At 41.1% G+C, this 18,396-nt stretch carries 17 protein-coding genes and 1 riboswitch; of the genes, 8 read left to right on the top strand and 9 right to left on the bottom strand.

Annotated features, from left to right (window positions below; all coding sequences use genetic code 11):
- Positions 1–127: 127 nt before the first annotated feature.
- The 5 genes from thiC (at position 128) to FIU87_RS02750 (ending at position 4,726) form a co-directional block, all read left to right on the top strand.
- Positions 128–1,912 carry a phosphomethylpyrimidine synthase ThiC gene (gene thiC / locus FIU87_RS02770; RefSeq protein ID WP_152443176.1) on the top strand — a complete coding sequence of 595 codons (1,785 nt, stop codon included), beginning with the start codon at positions 128–130 and terminating at the stop codon, positions 1,910–1,912.
- Positions 1,913–1,932: 20 nt separating this feature from the next.
- A complete protein-coding gene (locus FIU87_RS02765) occupies positions 1,933–2,103 on the top strand; it encodes a serine protease (RefSeq protein ID WP_253905492.1) in 171 nt (56 codons plus the stop codon).
- A gap of 367 nt (positions 2,104–2,470) precedes the next feature.
- Complete coding sequence (locus FIU87_RS02760) at positions 2,471–3,103, top strand: HNH endonuclease family protein (RefSeq protein WP_152443175.1); 633 nt, start codon at positions 2,471–2,473, stop codon at positions 3,101–3,103.
- Positions 3,104–3,138: 35 nt separating this feature from the next.
- Positions 3,139–3,381: a hypothetical protein gene (locus FIU87_RS02755; RefSeq protein ID WP_152443174.1), complete on the top strand. Its 243-nt coding sequence runs from the start codon at positions 3,139–3,141 to the stop codon at positions 3,379–3,381.
- 148 nt (positions 3,382–3,529) lie between these two features.
- Complete coding sequence (locus FIU87_RS02750; RefSeq protein WP_152443173.1) at positions 3,530–4,726, top strand: class I SAM-dependent rRNA methyltransferase; 1,197 nt, start codon at positions 3,530–3,532, stop codon at positions 4,724–4,726.
- A gap of 76 nt (positions 4,727–4,802) precedes the next feature.
- Here FIU87_RS02750 and FIU87_RS02745 read toward each other — a convergent pair whose 3' ends face one another.
- The 5 genes from FIU87_RS02745 to FIU87_RS02725 all read right to left on the bottom strand — a co-directional run bounded on the left by FIU87_RS02745 (position 4,803) and on the right by FIU87_RS02725 (position 10,345).
- On the bottom strand, positions 4,803–5,786 hold the full coding sequence (locus FIU87_RS02745; RefSeq protein ID WP_301538649.1) for a S41 family peptidase: 984 nt from the start codon (positions 5,784–5,786) through the stop codon (positions 4,803–4,805).
- A 131-nt stretch (positions 5,787–5,917) separates the two neighbouring features.
- A complete protein-coding gene (locus FIU87_RS02740; protein WP_152443171.1) occupies positions 5,918–7,294 on the bottom strand; it encodes a hypothetical protein in 1,377 nt (458 codons plus the stop codon).
- 106 nt (positions 7,295–7,400) lie between these two features.
- On the bottom strand, positions 7,401–8,126 hold the full coding sequence (tatC, locus tag FIU87_RS02735) for a twin-arginine translocase subunit TatC (protein WP_152443170.1): 726 nt from the start codon (positions 8,124–8,126) through the stop codon (positions 7,401–7,403).
- Between the two features lie 72 nt (positions 8,127–8,198).
- Positions 8,199–8,396, bottom strand: coding sequence for a twin-arginine translocase TatA/TatE family subunit (gene tatA, locus FIU87_RS02730; RefSeq protein ID WP_152443169.1), 198 nt, complete (start codon positions 8,394–8,396; stop codon positions 8,199–8,201).
- Between the two features lie 56 nt (positions 8,397–8,452).
- Positions 8,453–10,345 carry an alkaline phosphatase D family protein gene (locus tag FIU87_RS02725; protein WP_152443168.1) on the bottom strand — a complete coding sequence of 631 codons (1,893 nt, stop codon included), beginning with the start codon at positions 10,343–10,345 and terminating at the stop codon, positions 8,453–8,455.
- Between the two features lie 295 nt (positions 10,346–10,640).
- Here FIU87_RS02725 and FIU87_RS02720 point away from each other — a divergent pair, with 295 nt between their 5' ends.
- Both FIU87_RS02720 and ptsG read left to right on the top strand, forming a co-directional pair.
- On the top strand, positions 10,641–11,126 hold the full coding sequence (locus tag FIU87_RS02720) for a zinc metalloprotease (protein ID WP_152443167.1): 486 nt from the start codon (positions 10,641–10,643) through the stop codon (positions 11,124–11,126).
- 123 nt (positions 11,127–11,249) lie between these two features.
- On the top strand, positions 11,250–13,322 hold the full coding sequence (ptsG, locus tag FIU87_RS02715) for a glucose-specific PTS transporter subunit IIBC (protein WP_152443166.1): 2,073 nt from the start codon (positions 11,250–11,252) through the stop codon (positions 13,320–13,322).
- 78 nt (positions 13,323–13,400) lie between these two features.
- On the opposite strand, the gene FIU87_RS02710 is transcribed toward ptsG, so the two are convergent.
- Positions 13,401–14,669, bottom strand: coding sequence for a DUF5667 domain-containing protein (locus tag FIU87_RS02710; RefSeq protein WP_152443165.1), 1,269 nt, complete (start codon positions 14,667–14,669; stop codon positions 13,401–13,403).
- A gap of 68 nt (positions 14,670–14,737) precedes the next feature.
- Positions 14,738–14,811, bottom strand: a riboswitch (cyclic di-GMP riboswitch).
- Between the two features lie 227 nt (positions 14,812–15,038).
- Between FIU87_RS02710 and FIU87_RS02705 the strand changes: the two genes are divergently transcribed.
- Positions 15,039–15,971, top strand: coding sequence for a nucleoside hydrolase (locus FIU87_RS02705; RefSeq protein WP_152443164.1), 933 nt, complete (start codon positions 15,039–15,041; stop codon positions 15,969–15,971).
- Between the two features lie 407 nt (positions 15,972–16,378).
- Here FIU87_RS02705 and FIU87_RS02700 read toward each other — a convergent pair whose 3' ends face one another.
- The 3 genes from FIU87_RS02700 to FIU87_RS02690 form a co-directional block, all read right to left on the bottom strand.
- Positions 16,379–16,750 carry a VOC family protein gene (locus tag FIU87_RS02700; protein WP_152443163.1) on the bottom strand — a complete coding sequence of 124 codons (372 nt, stop codon included), beginning with the start codon at positions 16,748–16,750 and terminating at the stop codon, positions 16,379–16,381.
- Positions 16,751–17,065: 315 nt separating this feature from the next.
- Positions 17,066–17,869, bottom strand: coding sequence for a GNAT family N-acetyltransferase (locus FIU87_RS02695; RefSeq protein ID WP_152443162.1), 804 nt, complete (start codon positions 17,867–17,869; stop codon positions 17,066–17,068).
- Complete coding sequence (locus FIU87_RS02690; RefSeq protein ID WP_152443161.1) at positions 17,870–18,157, bottom strand: hypothetical protein; 288 nt, start codon at positions 18,155–18,157, stop codon at positions 17,870–17,872.
- Positions 18,158–18,396 lie beyond the last annotated feature (239 nt).

Genomic DNA, 18,396 nt, shown 5'->3' with positions numbered 1-18,396 from the left:
AAACTTCTACGTACAAAGCCGGTCCATCCTTTTTGGATTCGGCTTTTTTATTTTATTCAATTCTTCATTCCTCTTTTATTGACCTAGATCTCGTCCTTTAATTTAAGAAAAGGGAGAGATTTACTTTATGTCAACCACTTCATTAAACGAAAAAAACATTTCCATCATGTCTAGTTTTTCAGGTAGTAAAAAAGTTTATGTTGAAGGCTCAAGACCCGATATCAAGGTACCGATGCGGGAAATTGAACTAAGTCCTACAACGGGCGTCTTTGGTGAAGAAGAAAATCCACCAATTCGTGTTTATGATACAAGCGGACCTTATACAGATACCAATTATTCCGTTGATATTACAAAAGGTCTTCCTCCTCTTCGAAGCACATGGATTCATGAACGAGGAGATGTGGAGGAATATGAAGGAAGAGAAGTCAAGGCGGAAGACAATGGATATAAGGATGAAAATGACCCTCGTGCTAATCATAATGTGTTCCCAGGTTTAAAGCGTAAACCACTACGTGCAAAAAAAGGTGGAAATGTCACACAGCTTCATTATGCAAGGAAGGGCATCATCACTCCTGAGATGGAATTTATCGCATTAAGGGAAAATATGAAACCTGAATTTGTGCGTGAAGAAGTTGCAAGAGGTCGAGCAATTATCCCATCTAATATCAATCATCCAGAATCAGAGCCTATGATCATAGGACGTAATTTCCATGTGAAAATCAACGCAAATATTGGGAATTCTGCTGTTTCATCCTCTATCGAAGAAGAGGTCGAAAAAATGACATGGGCCACACGTTGGGGTGCTGATAATATTATGGACCTATCCACAGGGAAAAACATTCATACAACAAGGGAATGGATTATACGCAATTCAGCTGTTCCTGTAGGAACCGTTCCTATCTACCAAGCACTTGAAAAAGTAAATGGGGTTGCCGAAGACCTTACATGGGAGGTTTACCGTGATACGTTGATTGAGCAAGCCGAGCAAGGCGTGGATTATTTCACCATTCATGCTGGTGTTCTTTTGCGATATGTTCCGCTAACGGCCAAACGGTTAACAGGTATTGTATCGCGGGGTGGATCTATTATGGCACAATGGTGTCTTTACCACCACAAAGAAAGCTTTTTATATACTCATTTTGAAGAAATCTGTGAGATTATGAAAACTTATGATGTTGCATTCTCTTTAGGAGATGGTCTACGTCCTGGTTCCATTGCTGATGCTAATGATGAAGCACAATTTGCGGAATTAGAAACGCTTGGAGAACTAACAAAAATTGCTTGGGAGCATGATGTGCAGGTAATGGTAGAAGGTCCAGGTCACGTACCTATGCACCTTATTAAAGAAAACATGGACAGACAACTTGAGGTTTGTAAGGAAGCGCCATTCTATACTCTTGGGCCACTTACCACTGACATAGCTCCTGGCTATGATCATATTACATCTGCGATTGGTGCAGCCATGATCGGTTGGTATGGTACGGCTATGCTATGTTATGTTACACCAAAAGAACATTTAGGTTTACCAAACCGAGATGATGTGCGCGAAGGTGTTATAACTTATAAAATTGCTGCCCATGCTGCTGATTTAGCGAAAGGGCATCCAGGCGCATATAAAAGAGATGATGCCTTATCAAAAGCTCGTTTCGAATTCCGTTGGAGAGATCAGTTTAATTTATCATTGGATCCTGAACGCGCGTTAGAATATCATGATGAAACGTTACCTGCAGAAGGTGCAAAAACCGCACATTTCTGTTCCATGTGTGGACCGAAATTTTGTAGCATGAGAATCTCTCAAGATATTCGTAATTACGCAAAAGAAAACAAGCTTGATACAAATGAAGCAATAGAAAAAGGAATGAAGGAAAAAGCGGAGGAGTTTAAGAAATCTGGTGGTGAATTATATCAATAACTCTTGCTGTTAGGAGGTTTATGTTGAAGGTCCAAATACTTGAAGAAGAGATCAATCAATTAAAAACTCACCTTGCTTTATTGGAAAAACGCTTAAAAGAGATTCAACAAAATTGTGATCATCATTTTAAAGGACATCAATATTATGAAAGATGCATCAAGTGTAACAAAGTAAATGTTTTATACTATTAACAGCGAAAAGCTAATAAATGATAAAAGAAACCTTGCCCTCATTCTATCTTTTTAGAAGAGGCAAGGTTTTTTTATCTTCCATTACTTATTTTTTATCTGATATGGAAAGGCATTCTTAGGGCTAATAGGGTTGTAATCCGTCTGACGGTACCCTTTTTTGGTGCAATGGATGGGGGAGGTTAGTTCTGTTTTTTGATATTTACAAAAAATTAACCGACGGTGCTTGATAATTGTACTAATATTCTAGTAGATACATATTTTTCATTTATTGATTCATGGTGTTCCTCGAAAGGTTTTGTTTGTTATTGGAATCTCATTTTTTGTGAGGAGATTTTAATATAAAAATTTAATAGTAGGAGGCATTTCTATGCTGAAGAAATCATTTTTAGTAGTTGTAGCATTTGTCCTGTCGCTTTCTGTTTTTCAATTTGATCTACAAACGGCCTCGGCCCTTCCTCCGGGAACACCGTCCAAATCAGAAGCTCAGTCTCAATTAAACTCACTTACTGTGAAATCGGAAGGCTCTATGTCAGGCTATTCGCGGGATCATTTTCCACATTGGAGCAGCCAAGGAAGTGGCTGCGACACCCGCCAAATTGTGCTTCAACGGGATGCCGACTATTACAGCGGGAACTGTCCTGTAACTTCTGGAAAGTGGTACAGTTACTATGATGGCGTCATTGTGTACTCACCATCTGAGATTGATATTGACCACGTTGTTCCTTTGGCTGAGGCTTGGCGTTCTGGGGCAAGTAGCTGGACCACTGATAAGCGCCGCAGCTTCGCCAATGATTTGAACGGACCACAGTTGATTGCGGTTACTGCTAGTGTGAATCGTTCCAAAGGAGATCAAGATCCTTCTACTTGGCAACCTCCACGAACCGGTGCTCGCTGCGCATATGCGAAATGGTGGATTAACACGAAGTACCGCTGGGGATTACACCTTCAGTCATCGGAAAAAACCTCTTTACAAACAATGCTTAACGGCTGTTCTTACTAGTTTCATAGAGATGTCAAATGGAAGGAGGCATGCAAATGGAAAAGAAATCGTCTATCTTCACTGCGACCCATGGCGTGATGACAGCGGAGGTTGGTGTAATTAGCGGAGAGTTAGAACTGCGGACCACTTGTGATGAGGAGGGAATGCTCTCCCTATCCATTACTTATGTCGGCGCTGAAGAATGGTACACCCTACCAGGCGAAGACTACCAATTGCACGATTCTCGTGATCACGAGGTTGTCCACCGGATGCTTGTTAACGTATTAGAACGGAATTGATTTTCAATAAAGGGGGACGGCTCTCGCGGTTCATTCGGTTTCCGATTGGACCAGGAGAACCGTCCCCTTGTCTCTTTGCACTTTCTACGAACAATGCGTATAATTACAACCACACTTAAATATTGAATAGAACGGATGAAAGTTACATATGCGACAGTGTCTTACAGTAAAGGTAAAGAGTAATTTTGTAAAAAAATATAAGAGTGGCTATCCGCTGATTAGCAAGCAGTCCTTAATCAATGGGGATGTGTTGAAGGAAGAAGGCACACTCGTAAACTTGGTGGATGAGCGTCATCAATTTCTCGGCAAAGGGTATTATGGAAATCAAAACAAAGGCTACGGTTGGATTGTTAGTAACGATCCAAACGAGGAATTAGATGTTACTTTTTTTAAAAAAGCGCTCGAAAAAGCAGTATCGAAGCGGGCATCTCTAATGAAATCAAAAGATACCAACGCATTTCGTCTTTTTAATGGCGAAGGAGATGGAATCGGTGGGTTTACCATAGAATATTTCGATGGTTTTTTAGTCATTAATTGGTACAGTAAAGGGATTTACTCGTTTCAAGAGGACATTCTAACTGCACTAGAAGGCATCATCAGCTACAAAGGAATCTATGAAAAAAAGCGATTCGATACAGCTGGTCAGTATGTAGAGGATGACGATTTTATTCGCGGCAAGCGGGCATCATCCCCTCTGATCATAAAAGAAAACGGGGTTAATTTTGCTGTACACTTGAATGATGGCGCGATGGTGGGGGTATTTTTAGACCAACGCGAGGTGCGAAAAACGATCCGAGATAAGTACGCTAAAGGGAAAACAGTGCTTAACACCTTCTCCTACACCGGGGCTTTTTCGGTTTATGCAGCGCTAGGTGGAGCCGTTAAAACAACCAGCGTCGACCTGGCAAAAAGAAGCCTGCCAAAAACGATCGAGCAGTTCAACGTAAATGACATCGATGAAAAAACACAATCCATCCTGGTGGAAGAAGTGTTCCATTACTTTAAATATGCTAAAAAGAAAAATGTAAAATACGATGTCGTCATCATGGATCCACCAAGCTTTGCTCGCTCCAAAAAGGTTACATTCCGCGCGGAAAAGGACTACACAGATTTGGTCACAGACGCCATTGCCATAACTGAAAAGAATGGCGTCATTGTTGCCTCCACCAACGCTGCAACGTTTGGAATGGACAAGTTTAAAGGATTTATCGACCAAGCGTTCAAAACAAGCAACACCAAATACAAAATCGTGGAAGAGTTCACCCTCCCAAGCGACTTCGCCACCATCAACACCTTTAAAGATGGCAACTATCTAAAAGTCCTTTTTATTCAACTGATCGGTTAAGGCAGACAGGGGGACGGTTCTCGCGGTCCATCGCCAACCGGCGAAGGAACCAGGAGAACCGTCCCCCTGATTTGATTTATTTCAAGTTCGTCCATGCTTTTTCCGCTTCCTTGACCACAAATGCTGAGCCAGGAGATTCTTCTCCTCGCACCTTCATAACATGCTCAAGCGCCAATTTGTAGGCGGCGTCATAAGGGTTGTTGGTTTTCATATCAGGTTCTATACCGGTTCCTTCCCAGTTGGTTTGGGTGATAGGATTGATGGCACGTCCATTTGGAATAAAGATACTGATGTGTTTGGTAAGCTGGTGGGTCTCACCAGGATTTGCTCCCCCTGCGGTCACATCCCCTATAATCGTTGCTCTGTTTAAGTTTTTTAGATTGTAGGTGAATTCCTCTGCCGCTGAAAAAGTGCGATCACTTGTAAGAACATAGACCGGCTTCTTCTCCCCATACTTTTTCCCTGGAACATAAGGTAGCGTCCAAAATTGCCTTGTAGATTCATTCGTCCTTAAATAAAAGCTGTTCAGATGAAAGGTCTCTGATTCAAAAAGATAGCTTGTTAAGAAAACAACCATCTCTGGATAGCCACCGCCGTTTTTACGCAAATCAACAATAAGCGCATCTGTGTGAGCCACAAAATTCATGGCATTCGCAGCTGTTTCTGCCGCATATTCTGGTTGATGAAACCCACGAAGGTCGATGTAGCCGATGTTTCCTGGCAAACGCTCCACCTTCCTAAAACCGTAATTGTCTAGTTGGGCTTTCAGTTGGTACTCTTCTTGCTGCTCCACTTTACTTCGCGTTTGATCCACCGATTTCGCTTGCTCGTTGTAGCGTACTATTATATGTTTATCCCGACTAACCTCTCGAAGGTCTCCTGTAAGCTTCTCACAAAAGTCTTTTTGATTATCCAGGCTTTCGTATTCCTTTTGATTTAGCTTCATTTCAATATGTTTTGCCATATCATCTGCAACATCTGGAAACACATAATTATCCTTTAATGCTTTAGCCATTAGGCTAACTATTTCGCTTTTTGTAACCTCGTTTCTCTTCTCCACCTGCAAAAAAACGCATCCCCTCTTGATTAAATTTCTATCCTACTTACTTCTCTATCAAGTGCCACTTCTCCTTTAAGAAACAAAGCACGGTTCTGACCGTTCATTCCTCCGAATAAACAAGCAGAACCATCTCACCCCATCTCTCGTGGGTGTGAGCAGTTAGCTGCAAGGTAGAGAATTCGTGCAAGGAGAGTCTTTTTCCGGAAGGTTTGAAAGCGTTGGACCCAGGTTTCGTCTTGTGGCACAAGGTTGGTGACGACATGTGGGATGTGGCCAAGGTCGAGCAGCACAAGGTCATGAGCGGCCATCTGTTGGTGCACATGAATCGCGCTCTTCTCATACGGATCAATCCAATCCACTTGAAAGCCTTGCTCTGACAAAAATTGCTGATACCTGCTCCCGTTATCACTTGTTACTAACAAAACACTCCAATTGTAAGCGTGCGGTGGGAACTTTTGCACAAATTCTGGGGAGGAATGATTATTGTTCCTTCCACGAGTACTCTCCCGTTCCTTCTCAATCTTGATGGAATCCCGTTTTTGCTCGATTTCATCTTGGTATATGGTGATAACTTCTACTCGATTGCCAATTTGTGAGGCTAAAACTGGAGTACCCTCTTTTAGATGAATGGGTGGATGACTGGTTATCTTCCAATACTCCCCCGAAGGTCCTTTCAACCACCAGCCATCTTCTTTTTTTGTTAAAGCACCAAAAATGGGTTGTTTATCTTTTATGTACCTAGCATTATGACGTTTTATGGTACTCTGCATCCACCGAAATTTCCGATGCAAACTAATCGTGTCAAAGTATTGCTGGTGATTTTTTAATGACATGCTTTCATAAAGGTGTTGAAGGAGAAGCTCTGGAGATAGGTTATGCCATTTTTCTAGCTGCTTTGCCTGCTCTCTGTTGGTCGCTTTTATCTTGTTCTCTTGCTGGTACCGCCTTTCCTGCATCCTGTTCCATTTCTCTTGTTCTTTTTGATACATCTCATTTTTGAATGTTAATTCTTTCATTTTCTTTTGTAGCGGCTTGATCATGCCCTTATAGGTGGTGGCGCTGTTTTTGTATTTAAGAAGGGAGGTTTCGAGTTGGAGGTTTTTTTCTTGAAGCTGTTCGTTTTGCTTTTGTAAATCCTCTAGTCTTTCCAGCGCTTTTGCCAACTTTTTTTCAAGGTGTTGGATAGTTTTGTGTTGGTTTTCCAATTTATTTTGCGTGTGATGTAGTTTATCTCGAGCTGTTTTCAGCGTTTTCTTGGTGTTTAAATGTTCCTTTTTTTCCTTCTGCCATTTTTCCTCCTGAAGATGCGCTTTCTGCGTTAACTTTTTCACTTTTTCTTTCCAGGGCTTCAAAGAAGGTTTTGCTGTTTTTGGAGAAGTTGTTTCCGTTGCTTCCGTCTGAGTTGTCTGTGCTGCTAAGGCTTTTTTCCTTAGAGAAGCCAAATGTGATTTCTTGTTTTTATTCTTTTCAAACATGCTATGTTTAGAGTAGGATGAGAATGGTTTCATCGTCTAACATCACCTCTTTTTCATCTACCTTTATTTTACAGCGAAGGCGATGAAATAGGCAATTAGTATGATAAAAACCAGAAGGACGGTTCTGGCGCTTCTATCGTTAAGCAAAAGAAGCTTTCGAACCGTCCTCCTGTCTCTTTTTGTACACCCATCCACAAAGCATAATGCTAGATTCGTACAATAGGATTAATGGGATGAGGACAAAGGTTTGGGATATGAGGTCTGGTGGTGTGAGGATTGCAGAAACGATGACCATTGCAAGGTAGACAAATTTGCGGTATTTGGTCATCATCATCGGCGTTAAGAGACCTATTTTTGTTAAAAACCACACCAGGGCTGGTAGCTCAAATATTAGTCCTAGAGGTATGGTTAGCTGAAATAGAAAGCGAAAATATTTTTCCGCAGTAAACATGGTTTCAAACATTCCCTCAGACAGTGTTACGACGAAGTTAAACACCTTTGGAAACACTACCCAATAGCCGAAACTAACACCTGCAAGAAAAAGGAAAAATAATACCGGGATAAAAACCGCAGTCGATTTTCGTTCCTCAGGCTTTAGGGCAGGATTGGTAAACGCCCAAACTTGGTACGCTGCAAACGGAATGGTGGCTGCAAGCGCACAGATACTCGCCAGCATAAAATATACCCACAATATTTCTGAAGGACCAAGTACGGTTAGTTTAAGATTTGCGTTCTTCATCAACCACTCATACACTTTCCCTACCTGGAAGAAGCTAATCAAAAAAATTAGGACATATAATAGTAGAATCTTTACTAAACGTTTTCTTAACTCCGCTATATGCGCAAGAAAAAATGTCTGTTCCAACCGTCATCCTCCTTCCTAACGCTAGCTTTGAAAAAATAGCGGGCTACCTATAAAAGATAGCCCCGTCTTTGATTACACTTTTTCTTCTACCTTTTTATTACCTTCTGTTGTTGGTTCGTCGTCCTTCATTAGATCCTTCGTTCCTTTTTTGAACTCACGTAAGGTGACGCCAAATGAACGGCCAATCTCCGGTAGCTTTGTTGGTCCGAAAATAAGAAGCGTGATAACTAAAATAATGATAAGACCAGGAATACCAATATTCTGTAGCATGAAATCGTCCTCCTTATTAATAGCAAATTTAGCTCCTATCTTTTTAGAAAAGAGCGTTATTGAGGGACTAGTCCTTGTCCTTGTGTCACATTTATTTTTACTTCGCCATTAGGCACCTCGCATTGCCATAATAGCGATTTCTTAGATTGTGGTTTTTCAATATTGTCCACTGAATAGGCGGTCCATGTTGCTTTAGCATTTGTTAGCTCCAGCAAAGCATATCCATGTGTTGTACTATCAAACAACTGAATCCAAGGGTTGTCTGCTTTGACGATTTGTTGAATTTCTTTAAATAAGACCTCTGCAGTTAATGCAGCTCCTTCACCTAAGCGCCCTTTCACTAAATTAATTAGCTCGTCAGCCGCTTCAATTGGAATCGGACCTGACGTATCAGGAGCTTGATTTAAAGCATTTCGTAGCGTTTCACGCAGGTTACTTGATGTAACAGATCCAACCATTAATTCAACACCGTATTTCTCACTATCCTTTTCATATTTATATTGCATATAGGAAGCCTCAAACGTGTGAAAGTCGCCTGTTAATGCAATAAAATTCTTTATTTTTTCGTTCATGATTGTTTGTGAGATGACATCTCTTTCATAGGCATACCCATCCCATGCATCAAGGTTTGCATAGCGATTTAACAATTTTAATTGGGTAACTTGTACTTCATTGCCCCAGATTTTCCAGGTTCCAGAAGCATTTTTCAATTCATTTAAGAACCAATCACGCTGAGTTTTTCCGAGCATGGTGCGGGAAGAGCTATTGATTCCTGCGCATCCGCCTGAAATGTAGCGATCTAGCGTTTCTTGTCCACAAGGGTGTGAACTACGATATAAGCGCTCATCTGTCAAAAGAATGTTTGCCAGATTACCAATGGTGACCGCACGATAAATTTTGATGGATTCTTCAAAGGACTTAGTCCCATCATAAGGAACACGTGCAGGCATGTATTCAAACCAAACTTGATTGGCGATTAGTCTTCTTGTCGGATCTGACTCAAGGTTATCATCTGGTGCAATTGCTGGATAATACGTGTCATTGGCAAACTCATGGTCATCCCAGGTTGCTACCATGCCATGACGTTCATGAAGCTTTTGTAAGTCTTTATCCCCGCGATACGTTTGATAGAGCTTTCGGTAATCCTCTTTGGTAAATGCTTTGGCTTGTCCACTTGGAAGCTTGATTTGCCTATCCTTTAAATTTCCTTGGTAGGCTGCATCTCCAACAGATTCATAAATATAGTCTCCGAGATGAATGAAGAAAGTCATGTCCTCTTCTGCCATATGACCTAGTGCAGAAAAATACCCATTTGTATAATCCTGACAGGAAATATAGCCTATTTTAGCGGAGGAAACTTGGCTGTTTTCTTCTGGAAGTGTTTTACACGTACCAGTTTTACTCACATAACCTTTTTTCGTGACAAAACGATAGTAATAGGTTTTATTCGCTGCTAACTGTCCATCTAAATCAATGCGAACGACATTGTCATGATCCTTCCAAATCGGAGAGAATCCTTTTAGCTCGACATTTGAAAAGTCCTTCGTTGTACTTACCTCAAACATGATAAATTTCCCTTGTTCGATGGACTCTGTTAGAGATTCATCATTTGCTTCCGATGGATTCTCTAGATAATAAATAACATCACTCGTAATTTCTTTTGTAGAAAATCCTTCTTCTTTAGCAGGATCAATTCTCGTCCATAGCATCATCCCACTAGATGTTGGGTCTCCTGATGCAACAGATTGTGGGAAACCTTCCCCAACTGGATACACACTCTTATAAGGAGAAACACCCTCTGCCGCTTGTGCCTTCGAAACAAAGGAAGTTAATCTTCCAATTCCAGTTGTCTCCAGTGCAACTACCGCTGACCCTGCTAAGAAATATTTTAAAAAAGTTCGCTTTGACGAATCATATTTTTCGTTTTCCAATCGCTTGTCATCTCTCATGCTGCTTCCTCCTCAAAGTAAAGTACGTTTTTAGATTAAAACGAAAAAATAAACGTGGTTTAAATTATCTGTTACAAACTCATTAACACCTTATTAAAAGCTGGTAACATTCACTCATAAAATTTCATGAAGAAGAATTATTTGGAAAAAAAACAAGGAATAAAGAAGGTTTTTTACGTCTCTCGCCTTCGTAAAGGACCAAAAGTACCGTCCTCTCGTTCTATGTTTTATCCCATATTATTAGGGTAAAACACCCCCAATAAATCTTTTATACCTGGTGGGAGGTTGGGCGCTGATGTTTGGTTTTAACGATTTATGGAAGTTCTTTCTTTCTTTTTTTCTTGTTCTCCCGATGGTAACGGTCTTGCATGAGTTTGGGCATTATTTTTTTGCAAAGTTATTTGGCGGGAAGGTGATCATGCATGTGGGGACCGGAAAAACCATCTTTAAATTTGGGCCAATTCGAATTCGTAATTTGTACTTTTACGATGGCTGGTGCGAGTATGTCAAGGTATGTAGTGGTGCAAGGAAAATAGAAAAGATTCTTGTGTATTTAGGAGGAGCTTTGTTTAACATCACCTCCATCCTAGTGTTGAATCAGCTTATTATCATGGAGATACTTGAGCCAAATATATTCATTTATCAATTCACTTACTTTTCTTTTTACTACGTGTTCTTCTCGCTGTTTCCTATTAATTATCTAAACGGTTGTCCTAGTGATGGGATGGCTGCACTTTACGTGTTAAGAAATATAAAATTTGATTACAATCCTCCTAATTAAAATCAGTGGGACGTTTCTCCAGTTCATTTGGACCTCGAGTGAACCAGAAAGAACCGTCCCCTTCCTCTCGTGTTTATTTCCTCTCTTTTAGGGGAAATTAAAAGCAATTTTAGATATTACATAATGGGAGGTTTTGTTTTGAAGAAGGTCTTTGGGGTTCTTCAGAAGGTCGGGAAGGCGTTAATGCTTCCGGTGGCGTTGTTACCAGCAGCTGGGATATTGCTTGCCTTTGGTAATGCGCTTGGCGAGGAAAATTTATTAGAACTGATGCCGTTTCTTGGTGCGGATTGGGTACAGATGGTAGCCAATATCATGAATGCTGCCGGGGGGATTGTGTTTGATAACCTTCCTGTTCTCTTTGCCGTAGGGGTTGCAGTGGGACTAGCTGGCGGGGAAGGAGTTGCCGCACTTGCTGCCATTATTGGTTACCTCATTATGAATGCCACAATGGGTGTTGTTCTCGGAGTGGATGATGGGATGCTGAAGGATCCGGCATACGCTAGCGTACTTGGTATACCGACTCTGCAAAGCGGTGTGTTCGGCGGAGTGATTGTCGGTATTTTAGGCGCGTTCATGTACAATAAGTATTACAATATTGAGCTTCCCTCTTATCTTGGATTTTTTGCAGGAAAGCGTTTCGTACCAATTGTAACCGCTGCCAGTGCGGTGGTTCTAGGGATTTTGATGTCCTTTGTGTGGCCACCGATTCAAGGTGGACTAAACACACTATCAGAAAGCATGATTAATACAAACCTGACGCTATCTGCGTTTATTTTTGGGGTCATAGAACGGGCATTAATTCCGTTTGGTCTCCATCATATTTTTTACTCTCCATTTTGGTTTGAGTTCGGCTCCTACACAACAGAGGCAGGAAATCTTGTTCGCGGAGATCAGGCGATTTTCTTTGCCCAGCTCCGGGATAAGGCCGAAATCACTGCCGGTACATTCATGACAGGAAAATTCCCATTCATGATGTTCGGATTGCCAGCTGCAGCACTTGCTATTTATCACACTGCTCGACCGGAAAAGAAAAAGGTCGTTGGTGGTATTATGGCATCCGCAGCATTGACTTCTTTTTTAACAGGAATTACAGAACCAATTGAATTCTCCTTCTTGTTTGTTGCACCAGTATTGTTTGCGATTCACACGGTATTTGCAGGACTATCTTTTATGGTGATGCATATTTTAAATGTGAAAATTGGGATGACCTTCTCAGGAGGTGTCATTGATTACCTGCTCTTTGGAGTGGTGCCTAACCGCACGGACTGGTGGCTGGTAATTCCTGTTGGGCTCGTATTTTCGGTTATCTATTATTTCGGTTTCCGTTTTGCCATCACAAAATTTAACCTTGCCACACCAGGTCGAGAGGATGTGGAGGAGGACGAGGATGGCACCACCCCCTCCACTGCTGGCGAGCTGCCGCATGATGTGCTAGAAGCGATGGGTGGAAAAGCAAACATCTCTCATCTGGATGCCTGTATCACAAGGCTTCGAGTTTCCGTAAATGAGATTTCGATGGTGGATAAAGGACGGTTGAAAAAGCTTGGTGCCTCAGGTGTGCTAGAGGTAGGCAATAATATTCAAGCAATTTTCGGACCAAAATCAGATACATTAAAATCACAAATCAAAGATATTATCGACGGAAAGACCCCTCGTCCTGCAAAAAGTGAACCAAAAGAAGAAGTCGAGCAACAAATTGAAGAAATTAATCCAGATGCGTTGCAGACAAAGTCCACAGAAGGCGGTTTTGTCGCCCCCATCAAAGGAGAGATTAAACCACTTGATGACGTGCCAGACCAGGTTTTCTCCGGAAAAATGATGGGTGACGGATTTGCGATAGAACCTTCTGAAGGGCTTGTGGTTTCTCCTGTAGACGGAAAGATCGTCAACTTGTTCCCAACCAAGCATGCAATTGGGATTGAGTCTGATGAGGGACATGAGATTTTAATCCATGTTGGAATAGATACCGTGAATTTAAAAGGGGAAGGCTTTGAAGCACTAGTTGCACAAGGTGACACAGTAACACGCGGCCAGGAGCTTCTGAAGTTTGACATGGACTTTATCCGTGAAAATGCTCCTTCCTTAATTACACCAATTGTGTTCACCAACCTAAAAGATGATGAAAAAGTAAAAGTGAACAAGCATGGCGCGGTGAATTTGAAGGAAGAAGGAATTGTGGAAGTTTCGAAAGGATAGAAAGCATGTGGCCAAAAATTCTCGATTATTCCTAAATGAAAAGGCATTGATAGATTTACTCTATCAATGCCTTTCTTATTAATCGTCGCTATCTCGCTTTTTCTTCTTACCTTTTTCACGATCGCGTTTTTCCTCTTCATCCTCATCGTCATCGTCGTCATCGTCATCTTCCTCGTCTTCCTCGTCTTCCTCATCCTCACGTTCACGCTCTTCCTCTTCTTCCTCATCCTCGCGTTCTCGTTCTTCCTCTTCTTCCTCATCCTCACGTTCTCGTTCTTTCTTTTCTTCCTCTTCCTCACGAGCACGCTCTTCCTTTTCTTTCTTTTCCTCACGAGCACGTTCTTCCTTCTCTTTCTTATCCTCACGAGCATGTTCTTCTTTTTCTTTCTTATCCTCACGAGCACGTTCTTCTTTTTCTTTCTTATCCTCACGAGCACGTTCTTCTTTTTCTTCGTCCTTTTCTTTCACTTCTTTGCGCTTAGTTTGTCCGGTTTTTGAAGAAGCTTGTTCTTTTTCCTCTTCTTCAGCTTGGTCCTCATCTTCATCTGTAGCTTGTTGTTCGTCATCTTCCTCTTCGTTCGTTTCTTCGTCCTTTACGTTTTCTTCCTCTGATTCATCGTTATCTTCTTCATCCTCATGCTTATCTTCGTCCTTTTTCTTCTTTCCAGACGCTAATTCTGACGGATGGAAACCTAATTCTTTTGCTATTTCTCCAAATCCTTTGTTCTCTTCTCCGTTAAAAAGTGCAGCTATTTCATCCACTGTTTTTCCTGAGGTAGCTGCAAGTAAAATCACATGTGAAATTTGGCCATATCCTAAGCCTAATTCACGAAGCTCCTTTACTTTCTCTTTGGAGAGTCCATTCACAACTGCAGGTATTTGCTTAATTATTTCTCTTTTTTCCTCTAGCTCTTCTTTTGTTTCGTCCTCTAGCTTTTCCTCTATTTCATCATCCACTTCCGTTGCTTCCTCTATTTCTTCCTGAAGCTCCTCTAATCTTTCTTCATCTATTTCATCCTCTAAAATAAGCTCTGACACGACTTCCTCTGCTTCTTCTAGCTTTTCTATGTAGTCTTCAATGATTTCTAGAAAAAATTCTTCTTTTTCTGCTTCGTTCATTTCCTTTGCTTCTGCAAGTCTTTCTTTCGCTATGCTCAGTAAAATAGCTGTTTCTTTCTCATTGTTTACTGTTATCAATAGATGGAGATCTTCGACAAGCTTATCAAATGTGTAGAAGAATTGATCAGGTGTTACGCCTCCATCCACTTTTTCTGTTGCTGCTGAGACTGTTGTTCCAAAAGCTAAGAAACCTGAAAATAATAATGGAATAATGACTCTCTTTTTCATCTTAATCCTCCCTGAATGAATTGAACCAATACGACAGGGGAGAAACCTGCAGAAAAATTTCTGCAATTTTCGGCAGCTGGCTGGCTTTTTAGCCCCTATAGCTTTGCGTCCCTACATTTCTATAGGTTTGCCTTTATCGGCTGGTTCTAAGACCATTATACAGTCTTATTTCTGGGTAAAAATAGATAATTCTGAAAAAAATGTCGAAAATGGTACTTTTGGAGGAGCTTGCATCGCTAGTGCAGATGTAGTAGGAAAACCTTCCTCTTAGTTATCCATCCTTAATCCCATTTTTCTCCAAATTAACATTTTTCCAATCTATTCCTAATACATTTTTACTAAGTGGTCCATTTTTTAGGGGGGATTGGGATGAGAAAAAAATTATTGGTATTTGCAGACCCAGGTATTGATGATTCTTTAGCCATTATTTATGCATTAATGAATCCTAATCTCGAAATAGTAGGGATTGTAACTAGCTATGGAAACGTGAGTAAAAGTCAGGCAACGGCCAATGCCTACTTTTTACTTCAACTTGCGAAACAAACGCACATCCCCATTATTCCAGGTGCATCAAGGCCTGTTCAGCAGGATGAATTAACTTTTTATCCTGAAATACACGGTGCAAATGGAATTGGACCAATAAGCCCCCCAGAGGACATGAAATATTCCATTTGTCCCTTCGATACCATCCGACAACTTGTGAACAAGCATGCTCATAATCTGATTATTGTAGACTTTGGAAGGTCCACAAGCTTAGCAACAGCGATGATTCTTTATCATCAAGAATTTATGAAAGTACATTCTTTTTATGTTATGGGAGGAGCTTTCTTTGTTCCTGGCAATGTGACCGCTTTAGCCGAAGCCAATTTTCATGGAGACCCTGCTTCAAGTAACCACATCCTAAACAATGCCCACAATCTCACCATCACACCACTTAATGTTACTAACAACGCCATCCTTACCCCAGATATGGTGGAATACCTTGTAAAGGAGGCAGATTCTCCGTTCGAATTTTTGTTAACTCCTATTTTTGACTATTATTATCAAGCCTACCAAAAGTTCGCCCCTGGCATTGAAGGTGCCCCAATACATGATTTACTAACCGTCATGCTTGTTGATGATCCAACCATAGCGGACTACATTTTTTATGATGCAAAAGTGATAGACGGAACGATTGAAGCTAAAGGGCATTCCTATATTGATGTAAGACCAACAAGCCAATCAGGAAAAACGAGGATTGCTATCAAGCTAAACTATGATCAGTTCGTGGAAAATTTCTTTCGGGTGATGCTGCAAAGATAGGGATGGAAGAAGCTTGGGAGATATGAAAGTTTGGGAAGTAGAGTGAGAGCTTGGAGGGGGTGTGAAAGCGTGGGAGGTGTGGAAAAGCTTAGGGAACGGAAGCTTGTGGTAACCGAATAATAAGGTTTAGGAAAAGGTACACGGAGATTTCAAGATGCTTTTAGCCTGAAATCGCGAGAAATTGGGGTTCTGGCTAATTTTTTAATTTTCTGGCGGAAATCTCATTATTCTGGCGAAAATAAAAATTATTCAGCGAAAAACTTCCCTCATTCAGCGAAAATAACATTATTCTGGCGAAAACTTTTCAAATTCTGGCGGGAGGGATGATATTACCGAAAGCCGGTACCTACTTGTGTGTTCCGACTTTCGTTTTTTACGCAACCTTGTTGAGCTCTTTTAATGTGCTGTCAGCTTTCCCACTCCAAAAATTCAAGCCTGTTGCCAAATACATCGTGAACATGTATTCGATTTGCACCAGGGAGGTTATCATCTGTGAGGTACTCTACTCCTTGATTGTTTAGGTGCTGTTTCATCGATTCGATGTTTTCCACTGTAAAAGCAGGATGAGCTTTTTGGGCAGGGGTAAACGGCTCTTCCACTCCAAGATGAAGCTTCACTGTTCCCAGCGCAAACCATACACCCCCTCTTTTTTTCAGCAATTCTGGCTTCTCGACTTCTTGAAAGCCTAAAATTTGCTCATAAAACTTACGCGCAATCTCTTCCTCTCCTCTTGGCATCGCCAGCTGAACATGGTCAATTTTTTGAATAGAAAAAGACATGCTCTCCCTCCTAAGTAGATAGATTGAATATATTTCCATACTAACCTAGGAGCTTGTTAATGAAAATTACCTTTATTTTATAATTGTTGATAAGATTTGCTTATCGTTCATGAGAAGGAGCTTGCCATTATTATCGCAAAAATAAGGTAAGCAAACATAATGGCTCCCCAACCTGTATGATTTGCTGTGTTTTCTTCGCCCTTTTGTATTTTTTTAGCCAAAGCCACTGCATTTATAAAGAAAATTATCGCTATAATTGGTGTTATGTATACCAGAAAAAACGCGACCATTCTACACTCTCCATCCCCTAGATAATTACAACTTCTCCCACACCCCATTCGTATAAGCAACCCTTAACCCGGCACGTTCCATGTTTTTCTGACTCACGCTTGCAAAGGCTGCTTGGCCAACCACTAGGTGACAGCCTGCCTCCATTGCCTGTTGAATCCTCTTTTGAATCAAAGCCGTTTGAACACCCTTGTTTCGTAAAGTTGGAACCGTGGCTGAAGCAGCTAATGTGGCAATCCCGTCTTTGATAAACAAAACACCAACACCAGCTGGCTCACCCGCGACACTTGCGAGGTAAAACGTCCAATGACTACTTTCCGCTAATATTTGGTTGTTAGCTGTAACATACTCACTTAACGAGTGTGGCATGCCAAAGCCTTTGGTGTACATTTCACCGAAAATAGCAAAGTTCTCTGCGCTTAATTCTGCTATTTCTATTTTGGTTTGCACTTCTGGAACTGCTGTAGGTAAGTTGCAGTAAAGCGAAGTGTGGAATCCGCTTTGATAAAAGCCATTCTTGCTTAGTGTTTGAAACAGTTTTTTCGATGCATTGGCTGGGGTTACTTCGAAACGGGTCGGAATTCCTTTGCTCGTATAGAAGTCTACTATTGCATTAATGTCATTGAGGTTTTCACCTGATAAGCCCTTTACCGTGTTGAACGAAGGACCGGGGATGTTTTTGACTGAAAAGGCCACTGCTTTACCAAACTTCCTAAGTTCCACACCCATCGCATTATTGTTTTGTGCCATTACTCTTGTCAACCTGTCTTCTAATACCTCTATTTCTGACTGTTCCACAAGATCGATGAGCTCTGCTGTTAAAATAGTCACTTACTCATCACGCTCCTCTATTGTTTCAGAACGGGTCGAAAGATAGAAAGTAGCTAAACCGGTTAAAACACCAGCTCCAAAAAGAATGCTGCCGATGATGACAAAGTTGTTGATATGTGTTTCCACTGTTCGTTCATAGTTGCTCGTATTCGCAAAGCCACCTTGGTCCTGTAGCCATGAGTCCCCTATTGCCGTTCCAAAGCTAACACTTAAAAACATTAGTCCCATACCAATAACAACCAGCAGGGATGTGATGATTTTGAATTGTTTTATATGTTCGTAAGTCATGTGAATTCTCCTTTCAAATAAACACCGTTATCAAGCTAAGTATTGTCCCGATCAAAAACAAAGTCAGCGCAAGCTTCAAATGATAGATACACCTGTCAGCTAGTATACTTGGAAGTCTGTCGCCTACTTTAAGGCTCTTGATGTCACTACATAATCGAAAAAATGCAACACAAGTTAATAAAAAGAATATGATAGCTACCATTGATAAAATTAGCTCCCAGTTCCATACGCACTCCCCT

Origin of the sequence: Bacillus sp. THAF10, from assembly GCF_009363695.1 — a bacterium.
Lineage (GTDB): Bacteria > Bacillota > Bacilli > Bacillales > Bacillaceae_I > Sutcliffiella_A.
The sequence above is the reverse complement of the archived record's forward strand: the minus strand, read 5'-3'. Positions and strand labels throughout refer to the sequence as shown.